This is a genomic window from Fictibacillus nanhaiensis, assembly GCF_049537595.1.
Taxonomy (GTDB): Bacteria; Bacillota; Bacilli; order Bacillales; family Fictibacillaceae; genus Fictibacillus; species Fictibacillus nanhaiensis_F.
In genome coordinates, this window is record NZ_JBMULM010000001.1 from 498,229 (window position 1) to 524,230 (window position 26,002).

A 26,002-nucleotide genomic window follows, 5' to 3' on the forward strand; every position below is an offset into this window, starting at 1 on the left:
GGACTATACATGTCAGTTGATACGAGCCTAAGATTTGATAAGGACTACGTAACCGGTTTTTCAAACAGCAGACAGGAACCCGCTTGGCTGCAGGACCTTCGTTTGCAAGCATTGGAATTAGCTCAAGAGCTTCCGATGCCTAAACCGGACAAAACTAAGATCGATAAATGGAACTTTACAGAATTCAAACATGAAGCAACTGGCACTCCTGTTGCGTTCAATGAACTTCCTGAAGATGTTAAGGCATTGATCGGTTCTGAAGAAGAAGCGAAAAATGTTCTTGTTATCCATAATGGAACACCAGTTTATTTTGCACTTGAAGAGTCTGTAAAGGGTCAAGGTGTAATTTACACAGACCTTTTAACAGCTGCAAAAGAGCATGAAGATCTAGTGAAAAAGTACTTTATGAAAGCTGTTGCGGTTGATGAGAACCGTTTACCAGCACTTCATGCAGCACTTTTCGTTAATGGAGCATTTCTTTATGTTCCAAAGAACGTTGAACTTTCTGCTCCTATTCAGGCTGTTTATTATCAAGACGATGAAGCAGCGATCTTCAACCACGTTATCGTTGCTGCAGAAGATAACAGCTCAGTAACATATGTAGAAAACTACTTATCAACGAACGTTTCTACAGACTCAGTAGCAAACATCGTTTCTGAAGTGTTTGCTGGAAGTGGTGCAAAAGTCGTTTACGGTGCTGTAGATAACCTTGCAAAAGGAATGACAACATACGTAAACCGCAGAGGCCGTGCTGAGAAAGATGCTCGCATCGAGTGGGCGCTTGGTCAGTTTAACGACGGAAATACGGTTTCTGACAACACAACTCACTTGATCGGTGATGGATCTTTTACAGATACTAAGACAGTTACAATCGGCCGCGGTGATCAAAAGCAAAACTTCGTAGCTCAAATCTTTAACCACGGAAAACATTCTGAAGGTTATATCCTTACTCATGGGGTAATGAAAGATAATGCGAGCTCTATTTTTAACGGTATTACAAAAATTGAGCACGGCGCAACAAAGTCTCATGGTGAGCAAACAGAACGTGTACTCATGTTAAGTGAAAAAGCACGTGGTGATGCGAACCCGATTCTTTTAATCGATGAAGATGATGTTACAGCAGGTCATGCTGCTTCAGTAGGAAGAATCGACCCTCTTCAAATGTTCTATCTGATGAGCCGTGGTATTTCAAAAGCTGAAGCTGAACGTTTGATCATTCATGGATTCTTAGCACCAGTAGTTAGTCAGATGCCTTTAGAATCTGTTAAAAATCGTTTAGTCGAGGTTATTGAAAGGAAAGTGCGCTAATGAGTGCAAACGAATGGAGAAAGCTGTTTCCTATCCTGGATCAGGAAGTTAACGGCAAACCTCTCGTTTACCTTGACAGTGCAGCCACTTCACAAAAACCTATACAAGTAATTGAAGCTTTAGATAAGTATTATAAAGAGTACAACTCGAATGTTCACCGTGGTGTTCATACACTTGGAACTCGTGCTACAGATGGTTATGAAGGAGCACGTGAAAAGGTACGCCGTTTTATCGGTGCTAAATCCACTCAGGAGATTATCTTTACACGTGGTACAACAACAGCGATCAATACGGTAGCAAGAAGCTATGGTATGGCTAACCTTTCAGAAGGTGATGAGATTGTGATTACTCCAATGGAGCATCACAGCAACATTATTCCATGGCAGCAAGTGGCGCAAACCACTGGTGCAACGCTTAAGTACATTCCTTTACAGCCTGACGGCACGATTGATCTTGTGGATGTTGAAAATACAGTTACAGAGCATACTAAGATTGTCTCAGTTATGCAGGTATCGAACGTATTAGGAACGATCAACCCGATCAAAGAGATCGCAGCGATCGCACATAAGAACGGAGCTGTAATGGTAGTGGATGGCGCACAGAGCGCTCCTCACATGAAAGTAGACGTTCAAGATCTCGATTGTGATTTCTTTGCCTTTTCAGCACATAAAATGTGTGGACCTACAGGCATCGGCGTGCTCTATGGAAAAAAAGCACTCCTAAACAAGATGGATCCTGTTGAGTTCGGTGGAGAGATGATTGATTTTGTAGGACTTCAAGAATCAACGTGGAAAGAGCTGCCTTGGAAGTTTGAGGGTGGTACACCAATCATCGCAGGTGCGATCGGTCTAGGTGCTGCGATTGATTTCCTAGAAGAAGTAGGTCTTGATAATGTGTTAAAACATGAACATGTACTTGCTAATTATGCGATGGAGCGTCTTTCAGAGTTAGATGGTGTTACGATTTTTGGTCCTAAAGAACGAGCAGGACTTGTAACGTTCAACTTAGATGATGTTCATCCGCATGATGTAGCTACCGTTCTAGATTCTGAGGGAATTGCTGTTCGTGCAGGACATCACTGTGCACAGCCCCTCATGAAATGGTTAGATGTTACAGCTACAGCGCGTGCTAGCTTCTACCTGTATAACACTGAAGATGACATCGATGCTTTTCTTAAAGGCTTAACAACAGCAAAGGAGTATTTCGGTCATGTCTTCTAATTTAGATCAGCTATATCGTCAGGTCATCATGGATCATTACAAAAACCCACGCAATAAAGGGGTTATTGAGGATAATGCCCTGACGATCAATATGAACAACCCGACATGCGGCGATCGCATCCAGCTCACTTTAAAAGTAGAAGATGGAAAGATCGAATCGGCTAAGTTCGACGGTGAAGGGTGTTCGATCAGTTTAGCATCAGCTTCTATGATGACACAGGCTGTTAAAGGTCTTCCTGTCGAAGATGCTGTAAAGCTTGCAAAGATTTTTTATGATATGATGTTAGGGAACGACTATGATGATGAATCCTATGATCTAGGTGACATCGAAGCTCTTTCTGGCGTTTCCAAGTTCCCAGCTCGCATCAAATGTGCCACACTTGCGTGGAAGGCGATGGAGCAAGGGGTAGGAAAAGATGAGGAAGAGGAAGAATAAGTTCCTTTTGATAATGATTTAAAGAGTGCCAATCCAGTAAGGAGGGATTCTGTAATGGCTAAGAAAATGCCGGATATCGGCGAATATAAATATGGTTTTAGAGATAAAGACGTATCCATTTTCAGATCGAAGCGTGGGTTAACAAAAGAGATCGTAGAAGAGATCTCACGCATGAAGAATGAGCCGGAGTGGATGCTTGAATTCCGTTTGAAGTCATTAGAGCAGTTCTACAAGATGCCTATGCCTCAATGGGGCGGAGACATGAAGGACTTAAATTTTGATGATATTACGTACTATGTTAAGCCATCTGAGAAATCTGAAAAGTCTTGGGATGAAGTGCCTGCTGAAATTAAAGCGACTTTTGACAAGCTTGGAATTCCAGAAGCTGAACAAAAATACCTTGCAGGTGTATCTGCACAGTATGAATCAGAGGTTGTATACCACAACATGAAAGAAGACCTTTCTGACTTGGGTATTCTTTTCACAGATACGGATACGGCTTTAAAAGAGCACGAAGAGATCTTCCGTGAGCATTTTGGCACGATCATTCCGCCAACTGATAATAAGTTCTCAGCACTAAACTCTGCAGTATGGTCTGGTGGATCTTTCATTTACGTACCAAAAGGCGTTAAATGTGATACTCCACTTCAAGCATACTTCCGAATCAACTCTGAAAACATGGGTCAGTTCGAGCGTACATTGATCATTGCAGATGAAGATAGCTCTGTACACTATGTAGAAGGATGTACAGCACCCGTTTATTCTACAAACTCACTTCATAGTGCGGTTGTAGAGATCATCGTTAAAAAGAACGCTTACTGCCGTTATACAACGATTCAAAACTGGGCGAACAACATCTACAACCTTGTTACAAAGCGTGCTGTAGCTGAAGAGAACGCAACGATGGAATGGGTAGATGGAAACATCGGATCTCGTCTAACGATGAAATATCCGGCTGTTATCATGAAAGGCCGTGGTGCGAAAGGTACGATCCTTTCTATCGCGATCGCTGGTAAAGGCCAGCACCAAGATGCTGGAGCAAAAGTATTGCACTTAGCACCAGACTGTTCTTCTACAATCGTTTCGAAGTCGATCTCTAAGCATGGCGGTAAAGTAACATACCGTGGTATCGCTCACTTCGGACGTAAATCTGATGGATCTAAATCTAACATCAAGTGTGATACACTGATCATGGATAACCAATCCACTTCAGATACGATTCCGTACAATGAGATTCTTAACAACAACATCACTCTAGAGCATGAAGCAACTGTATCCAAGGTTTCTGAAGATCAGTTGTTCTACCTCATGAGCCGTGGTGTTTCTGAACAAGAAGCAACGGAAATGATTGTAATGGGCTTCATCGAGCCGTTTACGAAAGAACTTCCGATGGAATATGCGGTAGAGATGAACCGCCTGATCAAGTTCGAGATGGAAGGAAGTATTGGTTAAGCCCTATAACACTAGGGTTTAATCTGATATTGATGGGGTAACACCCACAAAACACCCACAAATTTTATAGATTCATTTTTGTATACTGCTGATACAGCTCCAATGCTTGGTCCTCAACTTTTTGAGTGACATGGAGATATGTGTCAGCAGTTGTTTTTATGCTGCTGTGCCCTAGACGTTCTGAAACGTATTTTAAACTAGCGCCAGCCTCAAGCAAATGAACTGCATGGCTGTGTCTTAATGCGTGTGGTGATAATACTGGAAGGTTAATACGTTTGCAAATTTCTTTGAAATATTCTCTGACAACATTAGTTCTTAACCAACGGCCCTCATGTTGGTGAAAGACAATATTAGTATCAGCTTTCTTATAATTCATATATCTTAAATAAACTTCACTTCGATTAATTCGATGTTTTTTTAATAGCTGCAAGGTTTGATCATCCAAACCAATTGAACGTTTACTTTTCTTAGATTTAGGTGTAGATAAATATGGTTTCGAATTCGTTGGATAAACTAAAGTTTTATTGATATTAAGTTTCTTACCATCTAGATCAATATCATCCCAGGTTAATGCAAGTGCTTCACCGATCCGTATACCAGTTCGAGCAAGCAATGTGAATAATACATAGTATTGAATAGAATGTTGATACTTGGCATTTTTTTGTGGTGCTTTGACTTTACTTAAGAAGTGTTCTAACTGATGAATGGTGAAAAACTTAACTTCTTTATCATCTTGATTATCTTTAGGGACACTTATCCTGGTAATAGGATTTTCTTTAATGATTCTAAATTCATGAACCGCATCATTCATTGCACTATTCATAATGCTATGAATACGCCTAACAGTTCCTTCTGTATACGTTTCTCTAAGTGTATTAATCCATCTTTGATATTCAGTTCTCTCAATCTCTTTAAGCTTGTATCCTTGCCATTTAGGTAGAATATTTAAGCGAACATTCCTCTCTTGGAGAGAATATGTTATTGGCTTTACGTGTGGCTTTTTATATACTTCTAGCCAATTTTCAAAATACTTGTCCACCATTTCATTTCCATCTTCTGAAAAACCATAATAATCAAGATCCATTTCTACTTTCGCTGCAGCTAATTGAGCTTCTTTCTTTGTTTTAAAACCTCTTTTTGACTTTTCTTTATGTTTCTGAGAACTACGATCTTTGTATCTTACTCGATACTCCCATGTCCCGTTTTCATGTTTTCTAAAACTAGCCATGCAAAATCCTCCTACTACATGTTTATTACGATTTTTTTTAATTTCCCTAGTATTTGCACACCGTTCTTAACAATTTTAGGTGGATAAAGTGGATTTTCAGATTGAAGAATTAAAGTATCATCCCTTTTATAAACTCTTTTTAAAACAGCTTCATCGTCAATTAAAACAGCAGCAATTTCTCCATCTTCAACTTCTGGTTGACTTCTTATAAGCACTAAATCCCCATCAAATATACGAGCATTCATCATGCTATCTCCCTTAGCACGCAAATAAAAATATTCTCCACCATTAAGCCATGATGCCGGAGTATCTTCATATCCTTGAATCTCTTCATATGCCAATCCACCTGATCCACATGAAATTTGTCCGACGATCGGTATTTTCACAGTAGAGTCAGGTACTAAATAATCTGTTACTGAATAAGAAGTTGGAGATTCTTGAACAGAGTTATCATCTTGTTTTTCATTCTTATTCTCATCGATGATGTACTTAAGTAAATCCATTAATTCAATACTAAAAAGTTCAGCCATGTCTTTAAGAACTGGGATAGATGGCTTTCGATCATCATGCTCCCACATGTTTATTGCACTACGTGATACACCCAACTTCTTTGCTAAATCCATTTGAGTTAATTTTGATTTTCTTCTTAAATTTTTAATTTGATTTCCTAGACTCAATATAATCAACCCTTCGAATATATTCATTTTCTAGATTATAGCACATATTGTGCCAATTGACACAAATTGTGCTAAAAAATAATTGACAAGATTTACATATCCGTTTTATAGTATGGATACACCTTGACACGATATGTGCCAAAAGAAAGGGGTGAAAGCATGAATCGAAAGGAAATAGGTCTAAAATTACAGGAATTAAGAGGTGAAAAGCCGAGAAGAGAGGTTGCGGAGGATTTAGGTATAGGTCTTTCTACCCTTAGGATGTATGAAAACGGTGAAAGAAATCCACGTGACGAAATCAAATTTAAAATCGCTCAATATTACAATGTTTCCGTCGCTGATATTTTTTTTGGTCAACAATGACACATTAAGTGTCAAAATTACTGAGAGGAGAAGACATAATGGAAAAGTGTGATCAAGAATACCGTGATTCAAGATGGCATTGGTCAAAAGAAGATGATGACATCCTAAATATCATTCTACTTATGACAGAGGGTGAAAATATTGATTCAAGTTCAAATTGATGAAGAAATCGTCAAGGAACTTTGTAAAGAAAAAATTGAAGCTGTTCTAAAAGATGTTAGTAAAGAGCTTGTGTTTTGGGATCGTAAGGAGCTTATAAGAAGAACTTGTATTTCTTGGAATACCATCGTCGAGAAGTTCTTTCACGATCCGAGGTTCCCAAAGTATAAGGTCGGGAGCAAGTGGTACTTCCCGGCAGAAGATACTACAAGGTTTTTGCTTAAATGGCTTTCGGAGCAGCCAAGGGGTTAGGAATGGATAACAAACAATTAAAACTGGCTTTCAGTGAAATTCAAACTTTTGAGCAGCTGAAGATCTTCATCAAATATGCTGCTCAGTATTTTGAAGGAGGAATGGACAAGCATGAAAAAAGATGAGCTCTTCCAAGAAGTAAAAACCCGAAAGATAAGTATTAATGACGCTCGTGAAGCGATGGGTCTTAAGAGAGTGGATCATCCTCTTTTGGAAACAAAATTAACTAACGCTGAACTTTTAGCAAGGAAGGGGCAGTTGTAATGGATGGGATCATTTTCTTACAACTCGTAACAGCTTTACTAATAGGAATTGGGTTAGGCGTAACGTGGGGCGTAACAGGAAAATGAAACATCCACTTTACCTACTACCTAGTGATTGGGTATCAGTGATGACAGCTATGGATGACTATCGAAACACTCTATCCAATGTCAATGAGTTAAATATGTTTGATATTGCTTACCACAATTTATACGAACAAAAAGAACATGACGGAATGGAATTTACATACATCATTAGAGCTCTTGAACACGCAAAATGTTCCGATCTTGTTTTATGGGTAAGCCACACCATGAAAAGACACCAGAAGATTAATGGTCCTCGATTGAAAGGGGTGATGCTGACAAATAAAGTCGCGATACCTACTTAAATATGAGGAGAGTGAAAAAAGATGTGCATTGAAAATCCAATGGTATTGGCGAATGGCAATGGGATTACTGACCCACAAGAAGATGAAGTTGTTCACTATTGTGGAGGTTGTGGTGGAGAGATCTTCATAGGAAATGAAGTGTGGGCAGTTCATGGTGACTTAATTCATCGTAATTCTGATTGTGCTGAAAAGTATGTGCAAGAGATTGGTTTTCCTCAAATCGCAAAAGAGGAGGAAGAACAGACATGAGACCTGCAGGAACTAGAAAAAACCAGTGGTATAAAAACGGATCTTGGTCTGAAAGTGAACTGTTCTACATGGTTAATCATGTTGCTACTTTGACTGGTGTTTATGGATCTTTTGAAATGGCTGTAGAAGAAACAAGTCGTAGAATCAGCAGAAAGCCGGATGACATTAAAAGAAGATATAAAAACGAATGTAACAAGAGCTGCTACCGGGCAGGGTAACAGCCAAACAAGTATTGTCCTAAATACTTTAAGAACATTATACGACTGTTTGTCCAAAAATATAACCTGGAGGAATCAAAATTGAATATAAAGTTTGTTAGTTTAGCAGTTTCTAATTTTAAGAATCACAACGATTTAAAGATTAAGTTTAGCGATATCACAAACATTAGTGGTCGAAATGGAGCTGGTAAGTCTTCAATCGCTGAAGCAATCACTTGGTGTTTATACGGTATTGATCCTATTGGAACTAAGGTGGACCCTACACCTATTGGTGAGGAACTTCCAGTAGAAGTTAAATCTGAACTTCTAATTGCAGTAGATGATGTTCAAACATTGCTTGGCCGCGCATTACACAAAGGTAAAGCAAAGTATTACATCAATGATGTTCCGGAAAAGGCAACTAAATACTCAGAGTTAGTTGAATCTCTTTTCGATAAAAATCTGTTTCTATCCTTGTTTAACCCTACTTACTTCTCCAGTCAGCATTGGCAAGATCAGCGTAAACAATTGCTCCAATATGTTACTGAACCACTGAATAAAGAAATTCTTGCAGCACTTGGAAGCACCCATACTAAACGACTTGAAGAACCATTAAAGAAGCACTCACTTGATGATCTAGAAAAGATTCACGTTGAATCTTTTAAAAACAATGACAAAGCAATTGAAAGAGCTGGTGAGAGAGTACTAACTCTGCAAGAACAATTAGCAAAATATATAGAGCTTCATGATTCTTCTCAAGATCCAGAGCAGATTAAGAAACAGATCGCTGAGATTGTTTCTAAAAGAGATGCCCTTGATGAAGAAAAGCGAAACGCTCAAAAACATTCTAGTCAAAGAATGAAGTTGGAAATGCAGATTGAAAGTCTAAATCGAGAAATTCTAAAGCAAAAAGATTTGATTATTCAAAAGAAGGCTGCTCCAGTCATTGATACCTGCAGCACGTGCGGTCAGTCACTTAATGAAGACTCCCTGCAAAAGGTAAATGAGTCTAAACAAAATGAAATAAATGCTGCTGTTACAGAAGGTAAAAACATGGTTCAACGACTTAAGGACCTTGTAAAACAACTTGAGCTTATACCAGAGCTTAAGGAAATTGATCACTCTGCATCATTCGCTTTGGATGAACAGATCTATCCTTTAAAAGCAAAGCTCGAAGCGTTCAAACGTGTTGATCAGCTTAAAGAAGAGATCGATGAAGCTTCAGCTGCTAAAGAGAAGATTCGTAAAGAACGGAATATCTCTCAAAGTATTAAAGAATCCATAAAAGAGTTTAGAACTAAACGCTCTGAACTGATGGTGAACAAAATGGACGAGCTTTTTACCACTATCAATATACGCCTGTTTGAAGAACAAAAGAACGGTGATTTAAAGGCTACTTTTGAAATCGAAATGGACGGAAAGCCATATAGCAAGTTAAGTACAGCTGAAAAAATTAAAGCAGGTTTAGAAGTTATTGAAGTTCTTAGTCAGCAATCAGATGTTATTGCACCGACTTTCGTTGATAACGCTGAGAGCATTTTGAAGTTCACTAAGCCATCTGGCCAGTTGATTGTTGCCAAAGTAGTAGATAAAGAGTTTGCTATTGACACTCAAGAGGTTCCAGTGAAATGAGCAAAAGAAAACCTGTAGATGTTTGTGCTCATGTCTTATGTAACCGACCTATATATAAAGGTGAGAAGGTCTGGAAGAGTGGCATCGACTTGTATTGCACGATTAACTGCTTTTTGGAGCAGAGAAAGAGGGAGAGAAGAAGTGGCTCAACAAATAACTAAAAATCATTTAGCTTTCATGAAAGAGGCTAGAAAGGCTTTTGAAGAAAGCAACTTGTTAGAAACATATTGCAACAAAGAAGAGTTCGATTTAATTGCTCTGAGATACGGAATGGATCGTAATTGCATCCAAGTTTATGAGATTGGCGAAGACATTGCAAACTTTGTTCAACAAATGGAACCAGCACCAAAACCACGCAAACCTTTAATGCAATTCGCCTTTGATATGGAAAAGCAACTAAGAGTTAATGACCATAAAAAAGGTTGGGGTTCTGAACACTACGAGTTCCTTATGAAAGAACTCACTAAGAATTACACACACCTTATTCAAGAGCTTCAGAAATTGGATAGAGACAAACACGAAATCACTATCCGAAGTGCAAACATTGCCAACTTCGCAATGATGATTGCTGATAATGAAGGCCAAAACTTATAAAAGGGAGCAAATAAATATGTCTAAAACTCAATTAGCACCAATTAATACTAGCCAGTTTGAGGAGCATTTCACTCAGAAGGAATTGGATGTTGTAGTAAACAGCATAGCTAAAAATGCAACAAATGAAGAGTTAGCTCTTTTCATTCAGATCTGTAAGAACAATGGTTTAAATCCATTTAAGAACCACATCTACTTTATCAAGTATGGCAATCAAATGAGCATCCAGGTATCAGTTGAAGGGATTCTCCATCTGGCTCAAAAGCGAGAAGATTACAAAGGAATTTCTACTCAGTTGGTTCATGAGAATGATGAGTTTGAAATTGGTGTAGATCCTGAAACACAAGAACTTAAAATTGAGAAGCACTCCATTAAGATTCCGCGCGGAAAAGTTGCTGCATGTTATGCGATCGCAAGGCGTGAAGGTTATCCAGATAAAGTCGTTCTAATTGAGATGGATGAGGTTGAACATCTCAAAAAGAAAGCCGGCAGCCAATGGGCAAATTACTTTAACGACATGTTCAAAAAACACACTTTAAAACGTGCTCTTAAGTTACAGTTCGGCATTGAAGCTGAGGACCATGATTCTTCTAGTCAAGTTTCTTATGACGATGATACTTCAAATAGGCAGCGTATCGATATAACTCCTACTGATCAGGTGATTGAGGCTGAGAACGGTTCGTTCAATGAAAAAGAAGAATTAAAGAAACAATGGGATCTAGTTTATGACAAGACAACTAATAATGGTTGGACTGAGGATGATCTTAAATCTTTTATTAAGAACACTCTTGGTAAGGGTGCAAAATATCTTTCACTTCAAGAAGTTGTTGGACTTAATAAACTAATTGATTTCGAGAATTCTAAATCGGCTAAGACAGAAGAACCTAAACAAGATGCATTAGACATCGATTTTGATGTACTAGGAGAATAATGCAACCGGAATATAAGATCGCTCTTCCTTCCTTCTACTGGGAGGAAGTCGATCGTAATCCAAAACTTTTCAAAAGCTTTGTAAAAAGTTACTTGGAAAAGAATCATAGCAACTTAAAGCCTGTTCGGATTACTAAAGGAAAATACATTGCTTGCATAAAGAAGGAGTGTGAGTAAATTGAAAAACGGTAAACGTCCTAATCGAAGTCAGAAGGACATCATTAAGTTTAATGGTTTGAATCCTGACAACTGGTTAATCACTAAAAACCTTCCAGAAGAGATGCATCTGGTGCATAGAGAGACAGGATCTAAAAAAATCATAGGTTGCTAGCAAGGCAATACAGAAGGGGGCGAGGTGATATGGCAAGACCGAAGAAAGAAGGACTCGATTACTTTCCATTAGATGTTGATATGGATCAAGACGACAAGATCGCATTGATCGAAGCGAAACATGGTCTTTTAGGATTCGGAATAGTAATCAAGCTGTTCATGAAGATATACAAAAACGGTTATTTCTACGATTGGACAGAAAAAGAACAATTACTATTCTCAAGTAGAGTTTCTGTCGACATAAACTCCGTTACTGATGTAGTTAATGATTGCATTAAGTGGGGCTTGTTTAACGAAGAGCTGTTCAAAAGACACGAAGTTCTTACTTCAAGGGGTATTCAAGAACGCTTCCTTTTAGCCACCTCAAGGCGAACTGCACGCTTAATTGACGAAGAGTACAGGTTAGTGGGGGTTTCTGCTAACAATAACTCCAAGTCAGCAAGCGTTAATGACAGCAGTAATCCCCAAAGTAAAGTAAAGGAAAGTAAAGTAAAGGAAAGTAAAGTAAAGAAAAGTACTACTACAATCGAGCAAGAAGAGAAAACTCAATCTTTGTATGAAGTATTTCGTTTAAGTTTCAATTATGAACCGAGTCCTGCACAAATTGAATTACTAGGAACCTATATTGATCAAGATGGAATGGAAGAAGAATTAGTTAAATGGATTCTTAATCAAGTTGGTCAGTTAGGAAAAGAATTCTCTTATGCAAAAGGTTGGTTATCTCGATCTATAACAAACAACATTTTTAAACTTGAAGATGCATTAAAAGCTCAGGAAGAGTACGAACGGAAGAAACAGCACTCTCAAGCAACCAGAAGATCTACATATGGAAAGCAGAGTGCCGCTCCTAATGTAACAGTTCCTGATTGGCTAAAATCAGATGCTCCTCAAATTAATATCAACTCTCAGCAAGAAGAGCAGAATGCTAAATGGCTAGAATCACTTTTGAATAAGGAAGGAGAAGCAAATGGAGATTAACGCTTATATGAATGGTTATAAGTCTGATGAAGATAATGAATTTCTTACAGCATCATTAGAAGCTCATAAACAAGAAGTTAAACGTCTGAAGGGAATTCTTAAAACACTAAATGTAGTTTGTGAGAATTGCGGTTTTGAATATCACAAACAACATGAAGTAGATACTCCAGAAGGTGGATATAGCTGTCCGTTGTGTGATCTTCAGGAAGCACAAAATGAAATCATCACAGCTAAAGAGTTTCTTTACCAACATATTCAAACGAACAAGGAGCTCGAGAAAAAGATTGATGAGATTGTAACTGGGATAGAAAACGCATTGCATTATGTTGATTGGAACAAAGAAGAAGCAGAAAGAATTTTAAAGGAAGTTTTACAAATTGCCTTAAATGATTAACCACTTTTAGAAGGGATGGAATCTGATGGATTTAAAAGCAGGCTGTATGTATGATGCAATCCATAAAACGGAGCCTAATAAATCTGTAATCATTAAAGTGGTTGAATGCGGTAAGGTTTATGCCCAAGTCGAAATTAAGGAAATAAACGGACCTGTTAGAGCAGGTGAGTTTATAAATCTCAGCCGTTGGAACTTCTATGAGATTAGAACAGGTGATGCACCAAAAGACGAAGACAGCCTTCTTGAGATTCAAAGATTAGCAGTTGAGCTCGGAAACAAAGATCTGTTTGACAGGTGCAATAAAGATTTACAAGAACTTGGCTACGGGGTGAGTTAATGATGATAAATAAATTATGTGAACTAGCTTATGAAAATGCTAAATCAAAAGGTTGGCATGATGAACCAAGAGAAACTGGAACACTTTTAGCTCTAATTCACAGTGAAGTAAGTGAAGCTTTAGAGGCTGATCGCAAAGGTGACTCTGAAAATTTTGCTGAGGAACTTGCGGATGTCTGTATAAGAATTTTTGATTTATGCGGTTCAAAAAATATCGATTTAGAAAAAGCAATACTGGATAAGATGCATCGAAACAAATCTAGGTCATACAAACATGGGGGGAAAGCTTACTAATGAGATTCATAGGCTTAGACCCATCAACTAAAACAGGCTTTGTCGCATTGGACGAGCATGGAACGGTATTAAAACAAAAGGAGCTCACTGGTGTGGGCTCAGTAGATCCATTAAGAATGCTAACTATGATTGATGAAGTTATGGACTTTATGAAAAGAGATGACTTTATCTGCATTGAAGGGTTTGGATTCGCTTCACAACAAGCAATCCAGCTCGGAGGAATTGGTTGGGGTATTAGAATGGCTCTCGCTAGAAGAGGACATAAGTGGTATGAAGTTGCTCCAATGGCGTTAAAGAAATTCGCAGGTGCTACCGGAAACAAAGGACCTGATGGAAAAGCGATTAAGGCGGATAAAATCGAAGTAGCAAAACAAACATTGAAACGTTGGGATTTTGAAAGTGGTAGTGACAATATCACAGATGCTTTTCTTCTAGCCAAGATAGCAGAAGGGATTTGGCATTATACAGAAGGCGCAACATTTACTTATCCGAAGTTTCAAGAAGATGTGATCTACAATATTTTAAATCCAAAACCTAAAGCGAAGAAAACTAAAAAAAGAAGAGGAGCGTAAAACCATGACAGTAGAAATGAATGTTTTCTTTAAAATGCAACAGAAGGACGATAAGAAGGAGATTCTAAAATTTGAAATCAAAGGCAGCGACTCTGAAAAGAAATCCAATTCACTTTATGAATTAGCCGGCAGCATTATCGTTTTCAAAATTGAAGGGTGTGCAGCAGGCGAAGTAACTGCTGAATTCATGAACATTCAGCGTGATTCTAAAAAAACAGCTTTGAAGTTTGCTATTAAAGGAGATTCAGAGGAAAAGGCTCAAGAACTTTATAAGTATGCCGGCCAGAACGTAAAGATCGAAGTGAATCCTTCTCAAATGACACTTGATGAGTTTTATGGAGAAGAAGATGACGAAGGAATTGAGTATACGGTTGATAACCGCGACAATGTTGAAGTTAATCCTGATCAGGTAAGACTTGAAGATTATGAAGTTGAAGCAGAACAAGAAAAAATCAGAGAGATCTTAACAGACAGCGAAGAGGAAACAGACGAAACAGTTAAAAGCTGATGGCTAAGCGTAAACGAGGTAATAAATGGACTCTGCTCTTCCGAATGGAGGAAGGGCAGAGAGTTTACTTATATGAACCATTGCAACGGCATGAATTAAACAGTCGTTTAAAAAAGGGGTGGAGGGTAATATGAAAACTTATTATCTTTCTGAAGAAGAACTTGAAAAGTATCGGAACATGCCAAAACAAAAAGGTCCTAACATTCCCAGAGAAGTTGGTTTTACTAACAATGTTGGAACAGTACTTCAATCTTGGATGAAGAGACAAGGGATAAAGAGCACTAACTCCTCAAAAGCTCCAGTGGATTGGCGCTGGCCTCAAAATAGGAAGTAGCGTCAAAGTTGAAACAAAAAGTTCAGTAAAAAGGAGGACAGAAATGGAAAAGTTATTTGTTATAAAAGTGGTTAATACATCTCAAGTCGAATTAAAAAAATGGTACAGAAAAAAGGGCGGAGAGTTGTATATTGTAAGACTTAACGCCAAAGGAAACGGTTATACAACAGTTGGTTACATTGATGAAGAATGTAGTATCGGACATATTGAACCTTACTTTTGTGAAGTTCTTACATCATTTGAACACGACGAAGGTTAATAAACATTTCGTTGATGAAGTTTAACAACAATAAATGCCCAGGTCATTGAGCCTGGGCAAAGGTTTGGAGTAAGGGGGTCACTTATATGATTCGTGAAAATAATCATTTCATGGGTATGGAAGATCTTCTTAAAGGCTACAGAAGTACACTCAGACATATTGAAGAATTAAAGAAGCATGCACCTGAAGAAGACAAAGCTGCGCTAAGTGGAATGGCAAGCGATCTACGTTATGCTATCGAATGGATGAATACAGGTAAAAGACCAGGTAATAAAAGAGGGATTGAGAGAAGAGCTGCATATCAAAGGGATAAGCTAGTAGATCCGCTCGTTATGCAGAAGTTTTTTAAGAGCATGAATACTGATCCATATGAGTGGATAGATCAAGAGCCAATCAGCATAATTACTGAAAGCGAGAAAGAAAGGATTGAAGATGCTCTTTGTGTCCTGACTGAACAAGAGAAAGAGATGTATCTTATGTCTAGAGGTCATAGCCTTTCTTACGCTCAAATAGCTGGATACTTCAAAGTTTCAAGAAGTGCGGTGCAAGGTACAGTTGAGCGCGCTGAAAAGAAAATATCTAAGAGAATTAGCAGCAGCCTCTTCTGTTTATCAGAATGAGGTTGTTTTTTATTAGTTTATACTTATTTGAAAGTATCTTATTTTAGGTGTGCAAATGCCACTTAATAATAGAAAGAAAAAAACCACCTGGCTAGAGGTGGATGTAAAGTTATCTTTTATCTTTAGGTGGATTTGGGTCATTTCCATAACTGTTTGACTCACCGATTTTGCCATCACGTTTGTGAATCCTATGTTCTGTCTGATCTCTTTTAGCTTCTTGTCTTCCTTTTTCAACAGCTCTTTCTTTGGTTCTGTGATGACTAATGGTAGTACCACCTTGCTTGTTATCCCAACCACCAGCCTTGTTGGGAACTGTATGAACAGGCGGATCTTTTTTCTTCGTCATTACTATCACCTCCTTTTATTTTACATATTTCGTCAGAATAAGAGGAAATTCCTTCCTTTTATTGAAATATGTATCGTGGAGGGAGGTGATTTAAGATGAAGGACAATTTAATTAACGGAAAGACAGAATGGATACATTCTTTATCAAGTATGAAAAAGCTATTTGTTAGTACTTTAAATGATAAAGATCCTCGAGTAACTTTCATCACGCCTTATGGAATTATAATAGGTGAAATAAATGAATTAAAGGAATATAATTTTTCTGAAGAAAAGATCGTTGAAGAGTTAGAGAATGATCCTAACATTGACCCTTTTGCATTAGTAGAATCAATGCATAGAGGGAGAGCAATATTCGAAGATGAAAATTTAACTGTAACTGATCGTGATAAACGAATCTATTTAAAAGATGTAACCATCATTGGGGGACCAAATCTGCCAAAGATACACATTAATACTTTTATGTTATTCGTTGATCAAATTATAGGAGTATTGCCAGTTGGATTAAATGGCCAAGATTAAACGGACAATCAATCATACCTACGTAATAAGAATTAACTTAGCAATATTAAACTTTTAAGAAGTATCCCGGAATAGGGGTACTTTTTTATTTGATTGCAAACAGTGTATCGCCTCTGTGGTGTGCTTTGTTTGGAGTCAAATAAAACTAAAGGAGTGTTTCAAATGAAAGTACAAACTCGTGTTACTGCACAGGGAACTGAATACTGGGATGCAAAGGAGAAGAAAGTTTTATTTGTACCAGCTGGTGAGGAACCAGACTTCGAAGTAACTAAAGATCCTAAGAGTATGGTGGTCGGTGTAGATGTTGCAAAGGATACTGATCAGACTGTGGTAAATGGTGTTGACTTGGATGAAATGAATCCAGATCAACTGCGTGAATTTGCAGAACAAAACGAAATCAAAGTACCAGGCAATATGAAGAATGAAGATACCATTCGGAATCATATTGCTGAATCACTTAAAGCTGACGATGATCAGTAATGAAGTACTGTGACTTCAACGGCTGCGGAACAAAGATAGACCGAGGCACTTACTGTGAAGAACATAAGAGGTCAAAGAAGTCTATGCTGCAGAAGAGGAAGAAGAGGAACATCTACCACCATGAGAACAAACAGTTCTATAACTCAAAGCAGTGGAAAGATATACGGTCCTTTGTTTACCAAAGAGAACGTGGCTGCTGTCAGAAGTGTAAGAGGTTTGTATTTGGTAGGCAAGCACATGTGCACCATGAGATCCCAATCAAAGATGACCCAACACTAAGGTTAGAACCAAACAACTTAATGTTACTGTGTCCAAAATGTCATACAGAAGAAGAGAACAAGGAAAAGGGAAAAGTGTTTCCGAGTTACTTTGAAAAGCGATAGGAGAGATGACGTGAGTGGTAAGTGGAATGTTTGATGGTTGCGTGCCTGCGCTTATCACCTTATGTATTGTAATGATGTTTATTGGTGCAGGATTATTCTTGGGAATTGAATATTTAATTGATCATATTGATGTTAGTTGGTCATAGCCCCCCTACCCTAATTCAAAATAGCCCATCGTGGAGAGATAGGTAGCAGAGGTGGCATTCCTTTCGTTAGACAAAAATTTTCAAAAATAAAGGGGGGTGTAGATATTGGCAACCAAAAAAGAGCGTCAAAAAATTGTAGCCGAAAAAACAGAGGCTGAAAAAAATAGAATTTTGAAGATCATGAGGGATGCTGATATTTACACCCTTACACTAGATCCACTCATAGAATCCTACCTTGATATTTTTGAAATTTATATGACTATGTACATTCAGTGGAAAGAAAAAGGGTTTCCGGCAACACAGCGGCACACCAACAAAGCTGGTGCCACAAATAACTCAAAGCATCCACTGGCGCAACAAGTAGAAACGTGGTCAGATAAAAAAACAAAAGCTCTTGCTTTGCTTGGTTTGACTAACAATAACAAGCCAGGAAAGATTGTTACTGGCGGTTCATCGGTTCGAAAAGAGGAAGAAATGATAAAGCCTGAACCTGTTGTGGATGAATTAACAGCTCATAGAAACAAATGGAGAAGCGGCAAAGCTTAGGCTGTGGGGGTGGGGTTTATGTGATAGAACGAGGCGTTAACTATGCTGAAATATTCGCTAAAAAAGTAAGAAAGAGTCCTAAAAAGTATCCCGATACGATAAACAAGATGGTAGACAGATGGTACAAATGGAAAAAGCGTAAAGATATTTGGTTTGACGTAGATCGCGCGAATGAAATGATGGATTGGGTTGAAACATTTGTCCGTCATACAAAAGGTGATTTAGCCGGAAAACCATTTATTTTAGAGGATTGGGAAAAATTCGCGTACTCTTGGATATATGGATGGGTGCATAAAAATGAAAAAGGAAAAACGGTTCGTGTAACAAGGGAATGTTACATTCAAATCCCTAAAAAGAACGGTAAAACATTGGTGGCTGTCGGAGCATTGGGCTATACCATGTATGGGGAAGGGGTTTTAAGTGCCGATTGTTATTGCTGTGCCAGTGATTTCAATCAGGCGCAATATGCAGCAAAGCCATTCGCGGCAACAATCCTAAACCATGATGCTTTAATGAATGCATCTCATATTTATAAAGGTCCAAAAGGTACAGTTTCATCTGTTACTTATGATTACATTCATGATGGATTGGCTTATTCTAACCAATTCATTGTAATGAGTAAGAACATTGATTCAATTGAGGGTTCCAATCCCCATTTTGTTTTGAATGATGAGCTGCATAAGCAAGAAAATATGGACCAGTACGACAACTTTAAGTCTGCTCAGATAGCTCGTGACGAACCAATTATGTTTAATATTTCTACTGCTGGTAAAGGTTCGTCCAGTGTGGGTATGCGTGTTTATCGCGAAGCAAAAGAAGTACTTAAAAATGATGATAACGATGCAAACTTTGTAATGATCTATGAACCTAACAAAAATTACGATTGGACAGATCGTAAAGTGTGGGCAATGGTGAATCCAAACATCAGTGTTTCTGTAACCATGAGTGCATTGGAAACGGAATTTATCAGTGCTGAACGTTCTGCACATAAAAAAGCGGAATTCTTATCAAAGCATTTGAATGTGTTTGTAAATGGAGCAGATAACTTCTTCGAACAAGATCAGGTTGAACATGTTCTTGTTAGTACTGAAGAACTTGGGGATCTTACTGGTGAAACTTGTTACATTGGATTGGATTTATCAAAGACAACTGACTTAACTTGTGTGAACTTAAACTTCCCTGTCTTTAATGATGAAGGGAAATCGATTTTAAAAGTGAAGCAGATGTATTTTATCCCCAATGCTGATATTGAACACAGGGAAAAAGAGGATAATGTCCCTTATACAGACTTAGCTGAAAAAGGTTATGTGCAATTTTGTGATGGAAAGATGATTGACCAGGAGCAAGTGCTCGAATATATCACAGAGTGCATGGACTTATATGATGTGCAGCAATTAAACTATGACCCTGCTATGTCTCAAAAGCTCATTGAGAAGTGTGAGAACTTAGGTTTAGAGTGTATTGCTGTTAATCAGTATCCGTCAGTAATGAATGCCATGATTGATGATGCTGAACGTATTATTTATGAAGAGAGACTTTATACTGACAACCCTCTTTTTGTTTATTGCGCTCTTAATCTAGTGGTTGTCACAAATATAAATGGAATGAAAGGGCCGTCAAAACGTCAGTCTAAGAAAAAGATTGATGGATTTGTGGCTTTTTTAGTTGCTCATAAAGAAACCATGATGCAGATGGATGACATAGATGAAAATGGAATGGATGATTTAATCAGTGCAATCTATAGATAGAATAAAAGCCATACCCATCAGAGTACGGCTTTTTCAGTAGTTTAATTGTTGATAACAAGTTTACCGCGTTCAACTTCAGTGAATGGAAAATTAAAACGAATAATGTGTTTGCCAGCATATATTTCTTCTGAAATGATTACGCCGTTTTCATAAATTGAAATCCTTTGGAATTTCTCATTCGCATTTATAACAATATTATGGGTTCTAGTGAATAATCCTTTTGCTTGGATATCAAGAGGTTCCGGTTGATCTTCACCCTTAATGTATTCAAAGTTCAATGAAGTTTCTATTTCATTCATTTTTGTTCACCTCACTTTCATTATGATTATATCAAGTATTTCCAATTTTGAAGAACTATTTTTTAGTAGAAAGGTGGTGAGAAAATGGGATTAAGAGATCGGTTTTCGAAATTTTTGTTCAAGCAAGTTGAAAAGCGCGGATGGTTCGAAGATATCTACTCAAATACAATCCGGTATGGAGGAAGGTATATTGGTGACGACAACATTTTGGAGTCCAGTGATGTGTATGAGTTGCTGCAGGACATCAGCAATCAGATGATGCTAGCTGAAATTAATGTGGAAGACAAAGAAGGTAACGAACTTAAGAATGATTCTGTGTTAAACATCCTTAAACGACCTAATCAATATCTGACAAGTTCAGAATTCATTAAATTGATGACGAATACTTATTTGCTTCAAGGAGAGGTGTTTCCGGTCTTGGATGCTAACCAGCTGCATATAGCGGCTAACGTTTATACGGAGTTGGATGAAAGACTAGTAGAGCACTTTAAGATCGGTGGTACCGAAATACCATCATTCATGATTCGTCATATTAAGAATATTGGTACTGATCATTTAAACGGTGTTGGACTTTTGCTACTTGGTAAGAACACTCTGGAAGGTGTTATGAGTGCTGAAAAGGTTTTAACAGACAAATACAAAAAGGGTGGATTACTTGCCTTTCTACTCAAACTGGACGCTCATATTAATCCGCAGAATGCAGCACAATCTAAGTTGATCAAAGCGATTCTGGATCAACTAGAAGGGATTGATGAATCCAGAACAGTGAAATTAATTCCATTGGGTAAAGGATATTCAATAGATTCACTGAAAAGTCCGATTGAGGATGAGAAGATTCTGTCATTCTTGAATGTTTATAAGAAGGATTTGGGCAAGTTCTTAGGTATTAATGTTGATACATATCAGGCACTGATGAAGTCTGATATAGAAAAAGCAATGATGTACCTACACAATAAAGCCGTTCGGCCAATAATGAAGAATTTTGAAGACCACTTGAGTCTTCTTTTTTTCGGTCAAAATGCAGATAAACGTATTAAATTCAAGATTAATATCCTTGATTTTGTTACCTATAGTACCAAAACAAATATCGGTTACAACATCGTTCGTACGGGAATCACATCGCCGGATAACGTTGCAGACATGCTTGGCTTTCCTAAGCAGAATACACCAGAGACTCAATCAGTCTATATTTCTAATGATCTATCAAAAATAGGTGAGAAGAACGCGACTGACGATAGCTTGAAGGGGGGTGATGTGAATGACAAAGAAAAGGGAACTGAGGACAATTGACATCACCAATTTGAAGACTCGTGATGCTATCAATGACAATCCAGCAGTTATCAGTGGATATGCTGCCGTTTTTAATTCCAAGACGAACATTGGTGATTATTTTGAGGAAGTTATTTCCCCAGGAGCTTTTAGTAAGTCTATCGCTAACAACAGCGACATCAGAGCTTTGTTTAACCATAACTGGGACAATGTGTTGGGTAGGTCAAAAAACGGCACATTGAGGCTCTCAGAAGACGAGAGAGGACTTCGATTTGAAGTGGAGTTACCAAATACCTCTCTTGCACGTGATTTGGCTGAGAGTATGGCTAGGGGTGACATAAATCAATGTTCTTTTGGTTTCTTTGCTACAGAGGAACACTGGGATTATTCAGCAGAGCCGGCGCTAAGGACTATTCAGGAAGTAGAGCTTTATGAGATATCAGTTGTTTCTATTCCGGCGTATGACGATACGGAAGTGGCTCTTGTGAGAAGCAAAGAAATTGATAAGACAGTAGAACAGCGTTTAAAAATACTAAATCAAATTAAGGGAGTTTTGGGAAATGAATAAAAAACAATTACTTGCATTACAAAAAAGAACGAAGGCACGTCTAACGGAGTTACGCACGAAGCTTGAAAAGAATGAAGTTCGCGCTGAGGACCTTGAAGCTGTCCAAACCGAGGTGAAGGAGCTTGCTGAAGAAGCTCAGGCACTTGCTGATGCCCTAGCTAATCTTGGTAATGACTCTAGCGAAGAAGAAACAACAACTGATGAAGAAGAGGCACGCTCTGATGATGAGTCTGACGATGATGAGGAAGAGGAAGAGAACGAACAACGTACACCTCCAGCTAATGTAATAAGTACTGAGAAGCGTAATGAAATCATGTCACAAATTTCTTCTGGGCTTTCGACTCGTGGACATAAATCCACAATGAAGAAGCAATTAGAACAACGTTCTGCATTTGCGAAGTTTGTGGTTGGTCAAATTACGGAATCGGAAGCGCGAGCGTTAGGTGTTGAGACACAAAACGGATCTGTGTTGATTCCTGAAATTGTGTCTAAAGAAATTATTACGTATGCACAAGAGGAAAACTTACTTCGTAAATACGGAACACGAGTTAAAACTCATGGAAATGTGAAGTATCCTGTGTTGGTTCGAAAAGCGAATGCAAATGTGGTTAAGCAAGAGCGTCACATTGTACCGAACCCGATTCCTGAGACAGAGATTGAATTCGATGAAGTATACCTATCTCCAGTCGAGTTCGATGCTCTAGCAACAATCTCAAAGAAATTAATTAACATGGCTGATCCTGGTTACAAAGTTGAAGACATTGTTATCGAAGAATTGAAGAAAGCTTATGTCCGTAAAGAAACGAATTACATGTTTAACGGAAATGACGCAGGAGTAGAAAATGCAGGAGCACTTGCTAAGAAGGCGGTAGCTTATTATGAATCAGCTGCTGTTGATCTAACGAAGTCAGGACTTGAAAACACGCTGTACAAAGAATTGGTCAAAATGAAAGGGCAAGTTACAACAGAAGTGCGTAAGAAAGCAATGTGGATTCTAAATGGAGCTGCACTTACTGTCCTAGAAGGGCTACTTGATGGGCAGGGACGTCCGTTACTTTATGACACTGGTCGAGATGAAATTGGCTATAAGCTTCTTGGACATAAAGTAGATTTTACAGATGCTGCTGATGGTGCTGATCCTACGAAATCAGTATTCTACTTCGGTGATTTCTCTACTTTCCGTATTCAAGATGTAATTGGTGCACTGCAAATTCAAAAATTAGTTGAAAAGTATTCGGATACAAACCGTATTGGTTTCCAAATTTACAATTTGCTTGATGGGCAACTGGTATACTCTCCATTCGAGCCATCTGTATATCGTTATGAAGTAGGAGCTACTGCCCCTGTAGGAGGTTAATAGCTTATGAATGATACGGAATATGTCGCTAAATTAAAAAGCCATATTCACTGGGAGGAGGGCATGGATGAAACCATGCTCCCTTTTTATATTAAAAGTGCTCAGAAATACGTTCAGACAGCTACCGGGAAACAAGACGAATATCTTGTACTAATGGTTGCTGGAATAATGAATGATTACAGAGTTTCCGAAAAGGAACTGGAACAAGCACTTGATGCCTTGACGCCTTTCTTTGTGTTGGAGGTGTACAACGATGTCGAAACGACAAACGAATAATCTTAAATGGAACGCGGAGTTATTAAAGCTTGGTGAAACTGTTGATCCAGAAACAGATCGTGTAGTTATGGGATATCCATTTGAAAGGAATCTTAAATACAACAATATTGGTGTTACAGCGACTGACAAGTTAACCACAAGAGATGCTAATGAGGTTATGAAAAAAATCGAAACGCGATTTGATCGTGCTGTGGAAAATAACCAAAAAGAGTATCGTGTGAAAATTCAGGAGCGGATCTATAACATCGAAAGAATTTATGTGCGTGAAAATGATCGCGTAATGGAGTTGAGTCTAGCGTATGCAGATTAATTTCCAGCAATTAAGAACTATTATGAAGGAATCAGGTATGTCTGTTTTTCGAGACGAGGCTTCAACAACGGCTACATTCCCTCATATCATTTATGAGTTTGTTAATGAAATGCATAAACGTTCTTCTTCAAAAGTATTAAAATCAATGCCACTTTACCAAATTGCTGTTATTACCAACGGTACTGAAGCAGAATATGAACCTTTAAAGGATGTGTTCAATGCTCATGGTGTGGAATTTAGTCAGTTCGAAGCTATACCTTATGACGAGAACGATGCCACCATAACGCAATTTATCACATTCGTAAGGTGTGTTAATTAATGGCCACCAATAATAATGGTTTTGCAGATGCCTTGAATGAAATTAATACACTTTTAAAAGTGGACAAAAACGTTGAAATAAAAGTTTTAGAAGAAGCAGCAGAGTATTTTGTTCGAAAGCTTAAACCACGCATAAAAAAGTCTGAAAAAAATAAAGATAACCATCTTAGAGACAACCTGAAAGTTGTCGTTAAAGATAAAATGGTTTCAGTCGAATTCGAGGATAAAGCTTTTCACTGGTACATGGTTGAACATGGACATAAAAAAGCGAATGGAAAAGGAAAAGTAAAAGGGCAACACTTTGTGCGTAATACATTTGATGCTGAAAGTGAGAGAATCGCAGAAATTATGGCCAATAAAATAATCAAGAAAATGGAAGGATGATTATAGAATGACTAAAGCACAAGAAATGCTTTATCCAGTAGGTGTAGAAAATCTTTTTATTGCATTTATGACTGGTGGTAAAGATTCAGGAGATGCACTCCCTACTTATGATACAGAGATGTATGAACTTCCGACTATTGAAACAATCGGTATAGCTGGGAATCCAACAACTGCAGTCAAATGGGCATCAAATAAAATGTTTGTCAACGCAACTAAAAACAGTACATTTACATTAACACTTGACCACACATCTTTACCGGTTGAGGTTGTTGATAAAATGAATGGAGTTACACCTGAAAAAGGTATTGTATTTGATAACTCAAACGTAAAGGAATATCCGTTTTTTGCGATTGGTTTTATTGCTCCGTTAAGTGATGGTTCTAAGCAAGCACGTTGGTTCCCCAGAACACAAATTACACCTCCACAAGAATCATTTACTACTGCCACGGAAGAAACAACGATCCCAACTCAACAGCTTGTAATGACCGCTTCACCTTTGCTTTTTAACAATGTTACTAAATCTGATTTTAACTCAGCTCGCGATTCAGCAACAGGAGTAACGGCTGCGGAATTTATGACACAAGTAGTTTGTGATGAATCGCAATTAGAAACATTATTCCCAACTACACCTTGATAAAAATTTAAATAAAGTGAGGAATGAATCGCATGGCAAAATTGAGCGATCTAGTAAACATCAATATAAACAGGGATACCATTAAGGTACAAGGGGTGGATATCCCTGTTATCTTCACATTCAAATCTTTCCCTTATGTGGAAGAAGCATATGGAAAACCGTATCATGCATTTGAAAAAGATATTAACAGAATGATGCAAAAAGGCACGATTACACTTGGGAAGAATGAAATCAAGCTTATGAGCGCCTTAATTTATGCCATGGTAAAAAGTGCAGGCACAGACTGTACTCCTTTCGAAATAGAAACAGCAATTCCGATTAGCGATCTACCAGGTGTATTTGAAGTTGCAATGAATATATTTAACAATCAAAACTTCCAACAATCTGATATGAACAAAATTAAATCAGAAAAAAAAAATTGAATAAACACTCCTCAGAATCTCAGTCCGAAG

Annotated in this window: 43 protein-coding genes; 39 read left to right on the forward strand and 4 right to left on the reverse strand. The window is 38.0% G+C overall.

Features of this window, described 5'->3' with window-relative positions; genetic code table 11:
* Positions 1 to 9: 9 nt before the first annotated feature.
* From sufD to sufB, 4 genes are read left to right on the forward strand one after another with little or no spacing between them, the layout of a single operon-like run.
* The gene (sufD, locus tag ACOZ9X_RS02300) at positions 10 to 1,308 is read left to right on the forward strand and encodes a Fe-S cluster assembly protein SufD (protein ID WP_423416858.1); all 1,299 of its coding nucleotides are present in this window, start codon (positions 10 to 12) and stop codon (positions 1,306 to 1,308) included.
* On the forward strand, positions 1,308 to 2,528 hold the full coding sequence (locus ACOZ9X_RS02305) for a cysteine desulfurase (protein WP_423416859.1): 1,221 nt from the start codon (positions 1,308 to 1,310) through the stop codon (positions 2,526 to 2,528). The genes sufD and ACOZ9X_RS02305 overlap by 1 nt, the downstream gene beginning before the upstream one ends.
* Positions 2,518 to 2,964 carry a Fe-S cluster assembly sulfur transfer protein SufU gene (gene sufU / locus ACOZ9X_RS02310; protein WP_066397334.1) on the forward strand — a complete coding sequence of 149 codons (447 nt, stop codon included), beginning with the start codon at positions 2,518 to 2,520 and terminating at the stop codon, positions 2,962 to 2,964. Before ACOZ9X_RS02305 ends, sufU begins: the two co-directional genes overlap by 11 nt.
* Before the next feature lie 54 nt (positions 2,965 to 3,018).
* Positions 3,019 to 4,416, forward strand: coding sequence for a Fe-S cluster assembly protein SufB (gene sufB, locus ACOZ9X_RS02315; protein ID WP_137791777.1), 1,398 nt, complete (start codon positions 3,019 to 3,021; stop codon positions 4,414 to 4,416).
* A 64-nt stretch (positions 4,417 to 4,480) separates the two neighbouring features.
* On the opposite strand, the gene ACOZ9X_RS02320 is transcribed toward sufB, so the two are convergent.
* Together ACOZ9X_RS02320 and ACOZ9X_RS02325 are read right to left on the reverse strand one after the other, a co-directional pair.
* Positions 4,481 to 5,644 carry a tyrosine-type recombinase/integrase gene (locus ACOZ9X_RS02320; RefSeq protein WP_423416860.1) on the reverse strand — a complete coding sequence of 388 codons (1,164 nt, stop codon included), beginning with the start codon at positions 5,642 to 5,644 and terminating at the stop codon, positions 4,481 to 4,483.
* A gap of 14 nt (positions 5,645 to 5,658) precedes the next feature.
* Complete coding sequence (locus ACOZ9X_RS02325; RefSeq protein ID WP_423416861.1) at positions 5,659 to 6,321, reverse strand: LexA family protein; 663 nt, start codon at positions 6,319 to 6,321, stop codon at positions 5,659 to 5,661.
* Positions 6,322 to 6,480: 159 nt separating this feature from the next.
* Here ACOZ9X_RS02325 and ACOZ9X_RS02330 point away from each other — a divergent pair, with 159 nt between their 5' ends.
* The 21 genes from ACOZ9X_RS02330 to ACOZ9X_RS02430 all read left to right on the forward strand — a co-directional run bounded on the left by ACOZ9X_RS02330 (position 6,481) and on the right by ACOZ9X_RS02430 (position 15,968).
* Positions 6,481 to 6,684 carry a helix-turn-helix transcriptional regulator gene (locus ACOZ9X_RS02330; protein ID WP_423416862.1) on the forward strand — a complete coding sequence of 68 codons (204 nt, stop codon included), beginning with the start codon at positions 6,481 to 6,483 and terminating at the stop codon, positions 6,682 to 6,684.
* Between the two features lie 38 nt (positions 6,685 to 6,722).
* Positions 6,723 to 6,845: a hypothetical protein gene (locus ACOZ9X_RS02335; RefSeq protein ID WP_423416863.1), complete on the forward strand. Its 123-nt coding sequence runs from the start codon at positions 6,723 to 6,725 to the stop codon at positions 6,843 to 6,845.
* A complete protein-coding gene (locus ACOZ9X_RS02340) occupies positions 6,826 to 7,095 on the forward strand; it encodes a group-specific protein (protein ID WP_423416864.1) in 270 nt (89 codons plus the stop codon). Before ACOZ9X_RS02335 ends, ACOZ9X_RS02340 begins: the two co-directional genes overlap by 20 nt.
* A gap of 2 nt (positions 7,096 to 7,097) precedes the next feature.
* On the forward strand, positions 7,098 to 7,220 hold the full coding sequence (locus ACOZ9X_RS02345) for a hypothetical protein (RefSeq protein WP_423416865.1): 123 nt from the start codon (positions 7,098 to 7,100) through the stop codon (positions 7,218 to 7,220).
* Entirely contained in the window at positions 7,207 to 7,359 is a 153-nt protein-coding gene (locus ACOZ9X_RS02350) for a hypothetical protein (protein WP_423416866.1), read from the forward strand. Before ACOZ9X_RS02345 ends, ACOZ9X_RS02350 begins: the two co-directional genes overlap by 14 nt.
* 82 nt (positions 7,360 to 7,441) lie before the next feature.
* A complete protein-coding gene (locus ACOZ9X_RS02355) occupies positions 7,442 to 7,744 on the forward strand; it encodes a hypothetical protein (protein WP_423416867.1) in 303 nt (100 codons plus the stop codon).
* A gap of 21 nt (positions 7,745 to 7,765) precedes the next feature.
* On the forward strand, positions 7,766 to 7,993 hold the full coding sequence (locus tag ACOZ9X_RS02360) for a hypothetical protein (RefSeq protein ID WP_423416868.1): 228 nt from the start codon (positions 7,766 to 7,768) through the stop codon (positions 7,991 to 7,993).
* Complete coding sequence (locus tag ACOZ9X_RS02365) at positions 7,990 to 8,211, forward strand: hypothetical protein (RefSeq protein ID WP_423416869.1); 222 nt, start codon at positions 7,990 to 7,992, stop codon at positions 8,209 to 8,211. The genes ACOZ9X_RS02360 and ACOZ9X_RS02365 overlap by 4 nt, the downstream gene beginning before the upstream one ends.
* An 81-nt stretch (positions 8,212 to 8,292) precedes the next feature.
* Positions 8,293 to 9,822 carry an AAA family ATPase gene (locus ACOZ9X_RS02370; protein WP_423416870.1) on the forward strand — a complete coding sequence of 510 codons (1,530 nt, stop codon included), beginning with the start codon at positions 8,293 to 8,295 and terminating at the stop codon, positions 9,820 to 9,822.
* Positions 9,823 to 9,963: 141 nt separating this feature from the next.
* Complete coding sequence (locus ACOZ9X_RS02375; RefSeq protein WP_423416871.1) at positions 9,964 to 10,416, forward strand: hypothetical protein; 453 nt, start codon at positions 9,964 to 9,966, stop codon at positions 10,414 to 10,416.
* Between the two features lie 16 nt (positions 10,417 to 10,432).
* Positions 10,433 to 11,344, forward strand: coding sequence for a RecT family recombinase (locus tag ACOZ9X_RS02380; protein WP_423416872.1), 912 nt, complete (start codon positions 10,433 to 10,435; stop codon positions 11,342 to 11,344).
* A gap of 177 nt (positions 11,345 to 11,521) precedes the next feature.
* Positions 11,522 to 11,674: a DUF6906 family protein gene (locus ACOZ9X_RS02385; RefSeq protein ID WP_423416873.1), complete on the forward strand. Its 153-nt coding sequence runs from the start codon at positions 11,522 to 11,524 to the stop codon at positions 11,672 to 11,674.
* A 29-nt stretch (positions 11,675 to 11,703) separates the two neighbouring features.
* Positions 11,704 to 12,651, forward strand: a complete 948-nt coding sequence (locus ACOZ9X_RS02390) for a Lin1244/Lin1753 domain-containing protein (protein ID WP_423416874.1) — start codon at positions 11,704 to 11,706, stop codon at positions 12,649 to 12,651.
* Entirely contained in the window at positions 12,641 to 13,045 is a 405-nt protein-coding gene (locus tag ACOZ9X_RS02395) for a hypothetical protein (protein ID WP_423416875.1), read from the forward strand. The genes ACOZ9X_RS02390 and ACOZ9X_RS02395 overlap by 11 nt, the downstream gene beginning before the upstream one ends.
* A 25-nt stretch (positions 13,046 to 13,070) precedes the next feature.
* Positions 13,071 to 13,382 (forward strand): hypothetical protein, encoded by a 312-nt coding sequence (locus ACOZ9X_RS02400; RefSeq protein WP_423416876.1) that lies wholly within the window; start codon positions 13,071 to 13,073, stop codon positions 13,380 to 13,382.
* Positions 13,382 to 13,675, forward strand: coding sequence for a MazG nucleotide pyrophosphohydrolase domain-containing protein (locus tag ACOZ9X_RS02405; protein WP_423416877.1), 294 nt, complete (start codon positions 13,382 to 13,384; stop codon positions 13,673 to 13,675). Before ACOZ9X_RS02400 ends, ACOZ9X_RS02405 begins: the two co-directional genes overlap by 1 nt.
* Positions 13,675 to 14,247, forward strand: coding sequence for a hypothetical protein (locus ACOZ9X_RS02410; protein ID WP_423416878.1), 573 nt, complete (start codon positions 13,675 to 13,677; stop codon positions 14,245 to 14,247). The genes ACOZ9X_RS02405 and ACOZ9X_RS02410 overlap by 1 nt, the downstream gene beginning before the upstream one ends.
* Before the next feature lie 4 nt (positions 14,248 to 14,251).
* Entirely contained in the window at positions 14,252 to 14,755 is a 504-nt protein-coding gene (locus ACOZ9X_RS02415; RefSeq protein ID WP_423416879.1) for a hypothetical protein, read from the forward strand.
* A gap of 130 nt (positions 14,756 to 14,885) precedes the next feature.
* Positions 14,886 to 15,089 (forward strand): hypothetical protein, encoded by a 204-nt coding sequence (locus tag ACOZ9X_RS02420; protein ID WP_423416880.1) that lies wholly within the window; start codon positions 14,886 to 14,888, stop codon positions 15,087 to 15,089.
* A gap of 43 nt (positions 15,090 to 15,132) precedes the next feature.
* On the forward strand, positions 15,133 to 15,348 hold the full coding sequence (locus ACOZ9X_RS02425; RefSeq protein WP_423416881.1) for a hypothetical protein: 216 nt from the start codon (positions 15,133 to 15,135) through the stop codon (positions 15,346 to 15,348).
* Between the two features lie 116 nt (positions 15,349 to 15,464).
* Positions 15,465 to 15,968 (forward strand): sigma factor-like helix-turn-helix DNA-binding protein, encoded by a 504-nt coding sequence (locus tag ACOZ9X_RS02430; RefSeq protein ID WP_423418207.1) that lies wholly within the window; start codon positions 15,465 to 15,467, stop codon positions 15,966 to 15,968.
* A gap of 109 nt (positions 15,969 to 16,077) precedes the next feature.
* On the opposite strand, the gene ACOZ9X_RS02435 is transcribed toward ACOZ9X_RS02430, so the two are convergent.
* Positions 16,078 to 16,314, reverse strand: coding sequence for a DUF2188 domain-containing protein (locus ACOZ9X_RS02435; RefSeq protein ID WP_423416882.1), 237 nt, complete (start codon positions 16,312 to 16,314; stop codon positions 16,078 to 16,080).
* A 95-nt stretch (positions 16,315 to 16,409) separates the two neighbouring features.
* Here ACOZ9X_RS02435 and ACOZ9X_RS02440 point away from each other — a divergent pair, with 95 nt between their 5' ends.
* The 5 genes from ACOZ9X_RS02440 (at position 16,410) to ACOZ9X_RS02460 (ending at position 20,135) form a co-directional block, all read left to right on the forward strand.
* Positions 16,410 to 16,832: a hypothetical protein gene (locus tag ACOZ9X_RS02440; RefSeq protein WP_423416883.1), complete on the forward strand. Its 423-nt coding sequence runs from the start codon at positions 16,410 to 16,412 to the stop codon at positions 16,830 to 16,832.
* A gap of 162 nt (positions 16,833 to 16,994) precedes the next feature.
* Entirely contained in the window at positions 16,995 to 17,312 is a 318-nt protein-coding gene (locus ACOZ9X_RS02445) for a hypothetical protein (protein WP_423416884.1), read from the forward strand.
* Positions 17,312 to 17,695, forward strand: coding sequence for an HNH endonuclease (locus ACOZ9X_RS02450; protein ID WP_423416885.1), 384 nt, complete (start codon positions 17,312 to 17,314; stop codon positions 17,693 to 17,695). Before ACOZ9X_RS02445 ends, ACOZ9X_RS02450 begins: the two co-directional genes overlap by 1 nt.
* Before the next feature lie 251 nt (positions 17,696 to 17,946).
* Positions 17,947 to 18,387, forward strand: coding sequence for a P27 family phage terminase small subunit (locus ACOZ9X_RS02455; protein ID WP_423416886.1), 441 nt, complete (start codon positions 17,947 to 17,949; stop codon positions 18,385 to 18,387).
* 20 nt (positions 18,388 to 18,407) lie between these two features.
* Positions 18,408 to 20,135: a terminase large subunit gene (locus ACOZ9X_RS02460; RefSeq protein WP_423416887.1), complete on the forward strand. Its 1,728-nt coding sequence runs from the start codon at positions 18,408 to 18,410 to the stop codon at positions 20,133 to 20,135.
* Between the two features lie 41 nt (positions 20,136 to 20,176).
* Here the strand turns inward: ACOZ9X_RS02460 and ACOZ9X_RS02465 are convergent, their stop codons facing one another.
* On the reverse strand, positions 20,177 to 20,434 hold the full coding sequence (locus ACOZ9X_RS02465; protein WP_423416888.1) for a hypothetical protein: 258 nt from the start codon (positions 20,432 to 20,434) through the stop codon (positions 20,177 to 20,179).
* Positions 20,435 to 20,518: 84 nt separating this feature from the next.
* Between ACOZ9X_RS02465 and ACOZ9X_RS02470 the strand changes: the two genes are divergently transcribed.
* The 9 genes from ACOZ9X_RS02470 to ACOZ9X_RS02510 are packed head-to-tail and all read left to right on the forward strand — an operon-like array spanning position 20,519 to position 25,972.
* Entirely contained in the window at positions 20,519 to 21,724 is a 1,206-nt protein-coding gene (locus ACOZ9X_RS02470) for a phage portal protein (protein WP_423416889.1), read from the forward strand.
* Positions 21,693 to 22,271, forward strand: coding sequence for an HK97 family phage prohead protease (locus ACOZ9X_RS02475; protein ID WP_423416890.1), 579 nt, complete (start codon positions 21,693 to 21,695; stop codon positions 22,269 to 22,271). The genes ACOZ9X_RS02470 and ACOZ9X_RS02475 overlap by 32 nt, the downstream gene beginning before the upstream one ends.
* Positions 22,264 to 23,628 carry a phage major capsid protein gene (locus ACOZ9X_RS02480; protein WP_423416891.1) on the forward strand — a complete coding sequence of 455 codons (1,365 nt, stop codon included), beginning with the start codon at positions 22,264 to 22,266 and terminating at the stop codon, positions 23,626 to 23,628. The genes ACOZ9X_RS02475 and ACOZ9X_RS02480 overlap by 8 nt, the downstream gene beginning before the upstream one ends.
* A 6-nt stretch (positions 23,629 to 23,634) precedes the next feature.
* Entirely contained in the window at positions 23,635 to 23,904 is a 270-nt protein-coding gene (locus tag ACOZ9X_RS02485) for a phage gp6-like head-tail connector protein (RefSeq protein ID WP_423416892.1), read from the forward strand.
* On the forward strand, positions 23,882 to 24,214 hold the full coding sequence (locus tag ACOZ9X_RS02490) for a hypothetical protein (RefSeq protein WP_423416893.1): 333 nt from the start codon (positions 23,882 to 23,884) through the stop codon (positions 24,212 to 24,214). The genes ACOZ9X_RS02485 and ACOZ9X_RS02490 overlap by 23 nt, the downstream gene beginning before the upstream one ends.
* Positions 24,204 to 24,533: a hypothetical protein gene (locus ACOZ9X_RS02495; RefSeq protein ID WP_423416894.1), complete on the forward strand. Its 330-nt coding sequence runs from the start codon at positions 24,204 to 24,206 to the stop codon at positions 24,531 to 24,533. Before ACOZ9X_RS02490 ends, ACOZ9X_RS02495 begins: the two co-directional genes overlap by 11 nt.
* Complete coding sequence (locus ACOZ9X_RS02500; protein ID WP_423416895.1) at positions 24,533 to 24,916, forward strand: HK97-gp10 family putative phage morphogenesis protein; 384 nt, start codon at positions 24,533 to 24,535, stop codon at positions 24,914 to 24,916. Before ACOZ9X_RS02495 ends, ACOZ9X_RS02500 begins: the two co-directional genes overlap by 1 nt.
* A 7-nt stretch (positions 24,917 to 24,923) precedes the next feature.
* On the forward strand, positions 24,924 to 25,550 hold the full coding sequence (locus ACOZ9X_RS02505; protein ID WP_423416896.1) for a major tail protein: 627 nt from the start codon (positions 24,924 to 24,926) through the stop codon (positions 25,548 to 25,550).
* 32 nt (positions 25,551 to 25,582) lie between these two features.
* Positions 25,583 to 25,972 carry a hypothetical protein gene (locus tag ACOZ9X_RS02510; RefSeq protein ID WP_423416897.1) on the forward strand — a complete coding sequence of 130 codons (390 nt, stop codon included), beginning with the start codon at positions 25,583 to 25,585 and terminating at the stop codon, positions 25,970 to 25,972.
* Positions 25,973 to 26,002: the final 30 nt, after the last annotated feature.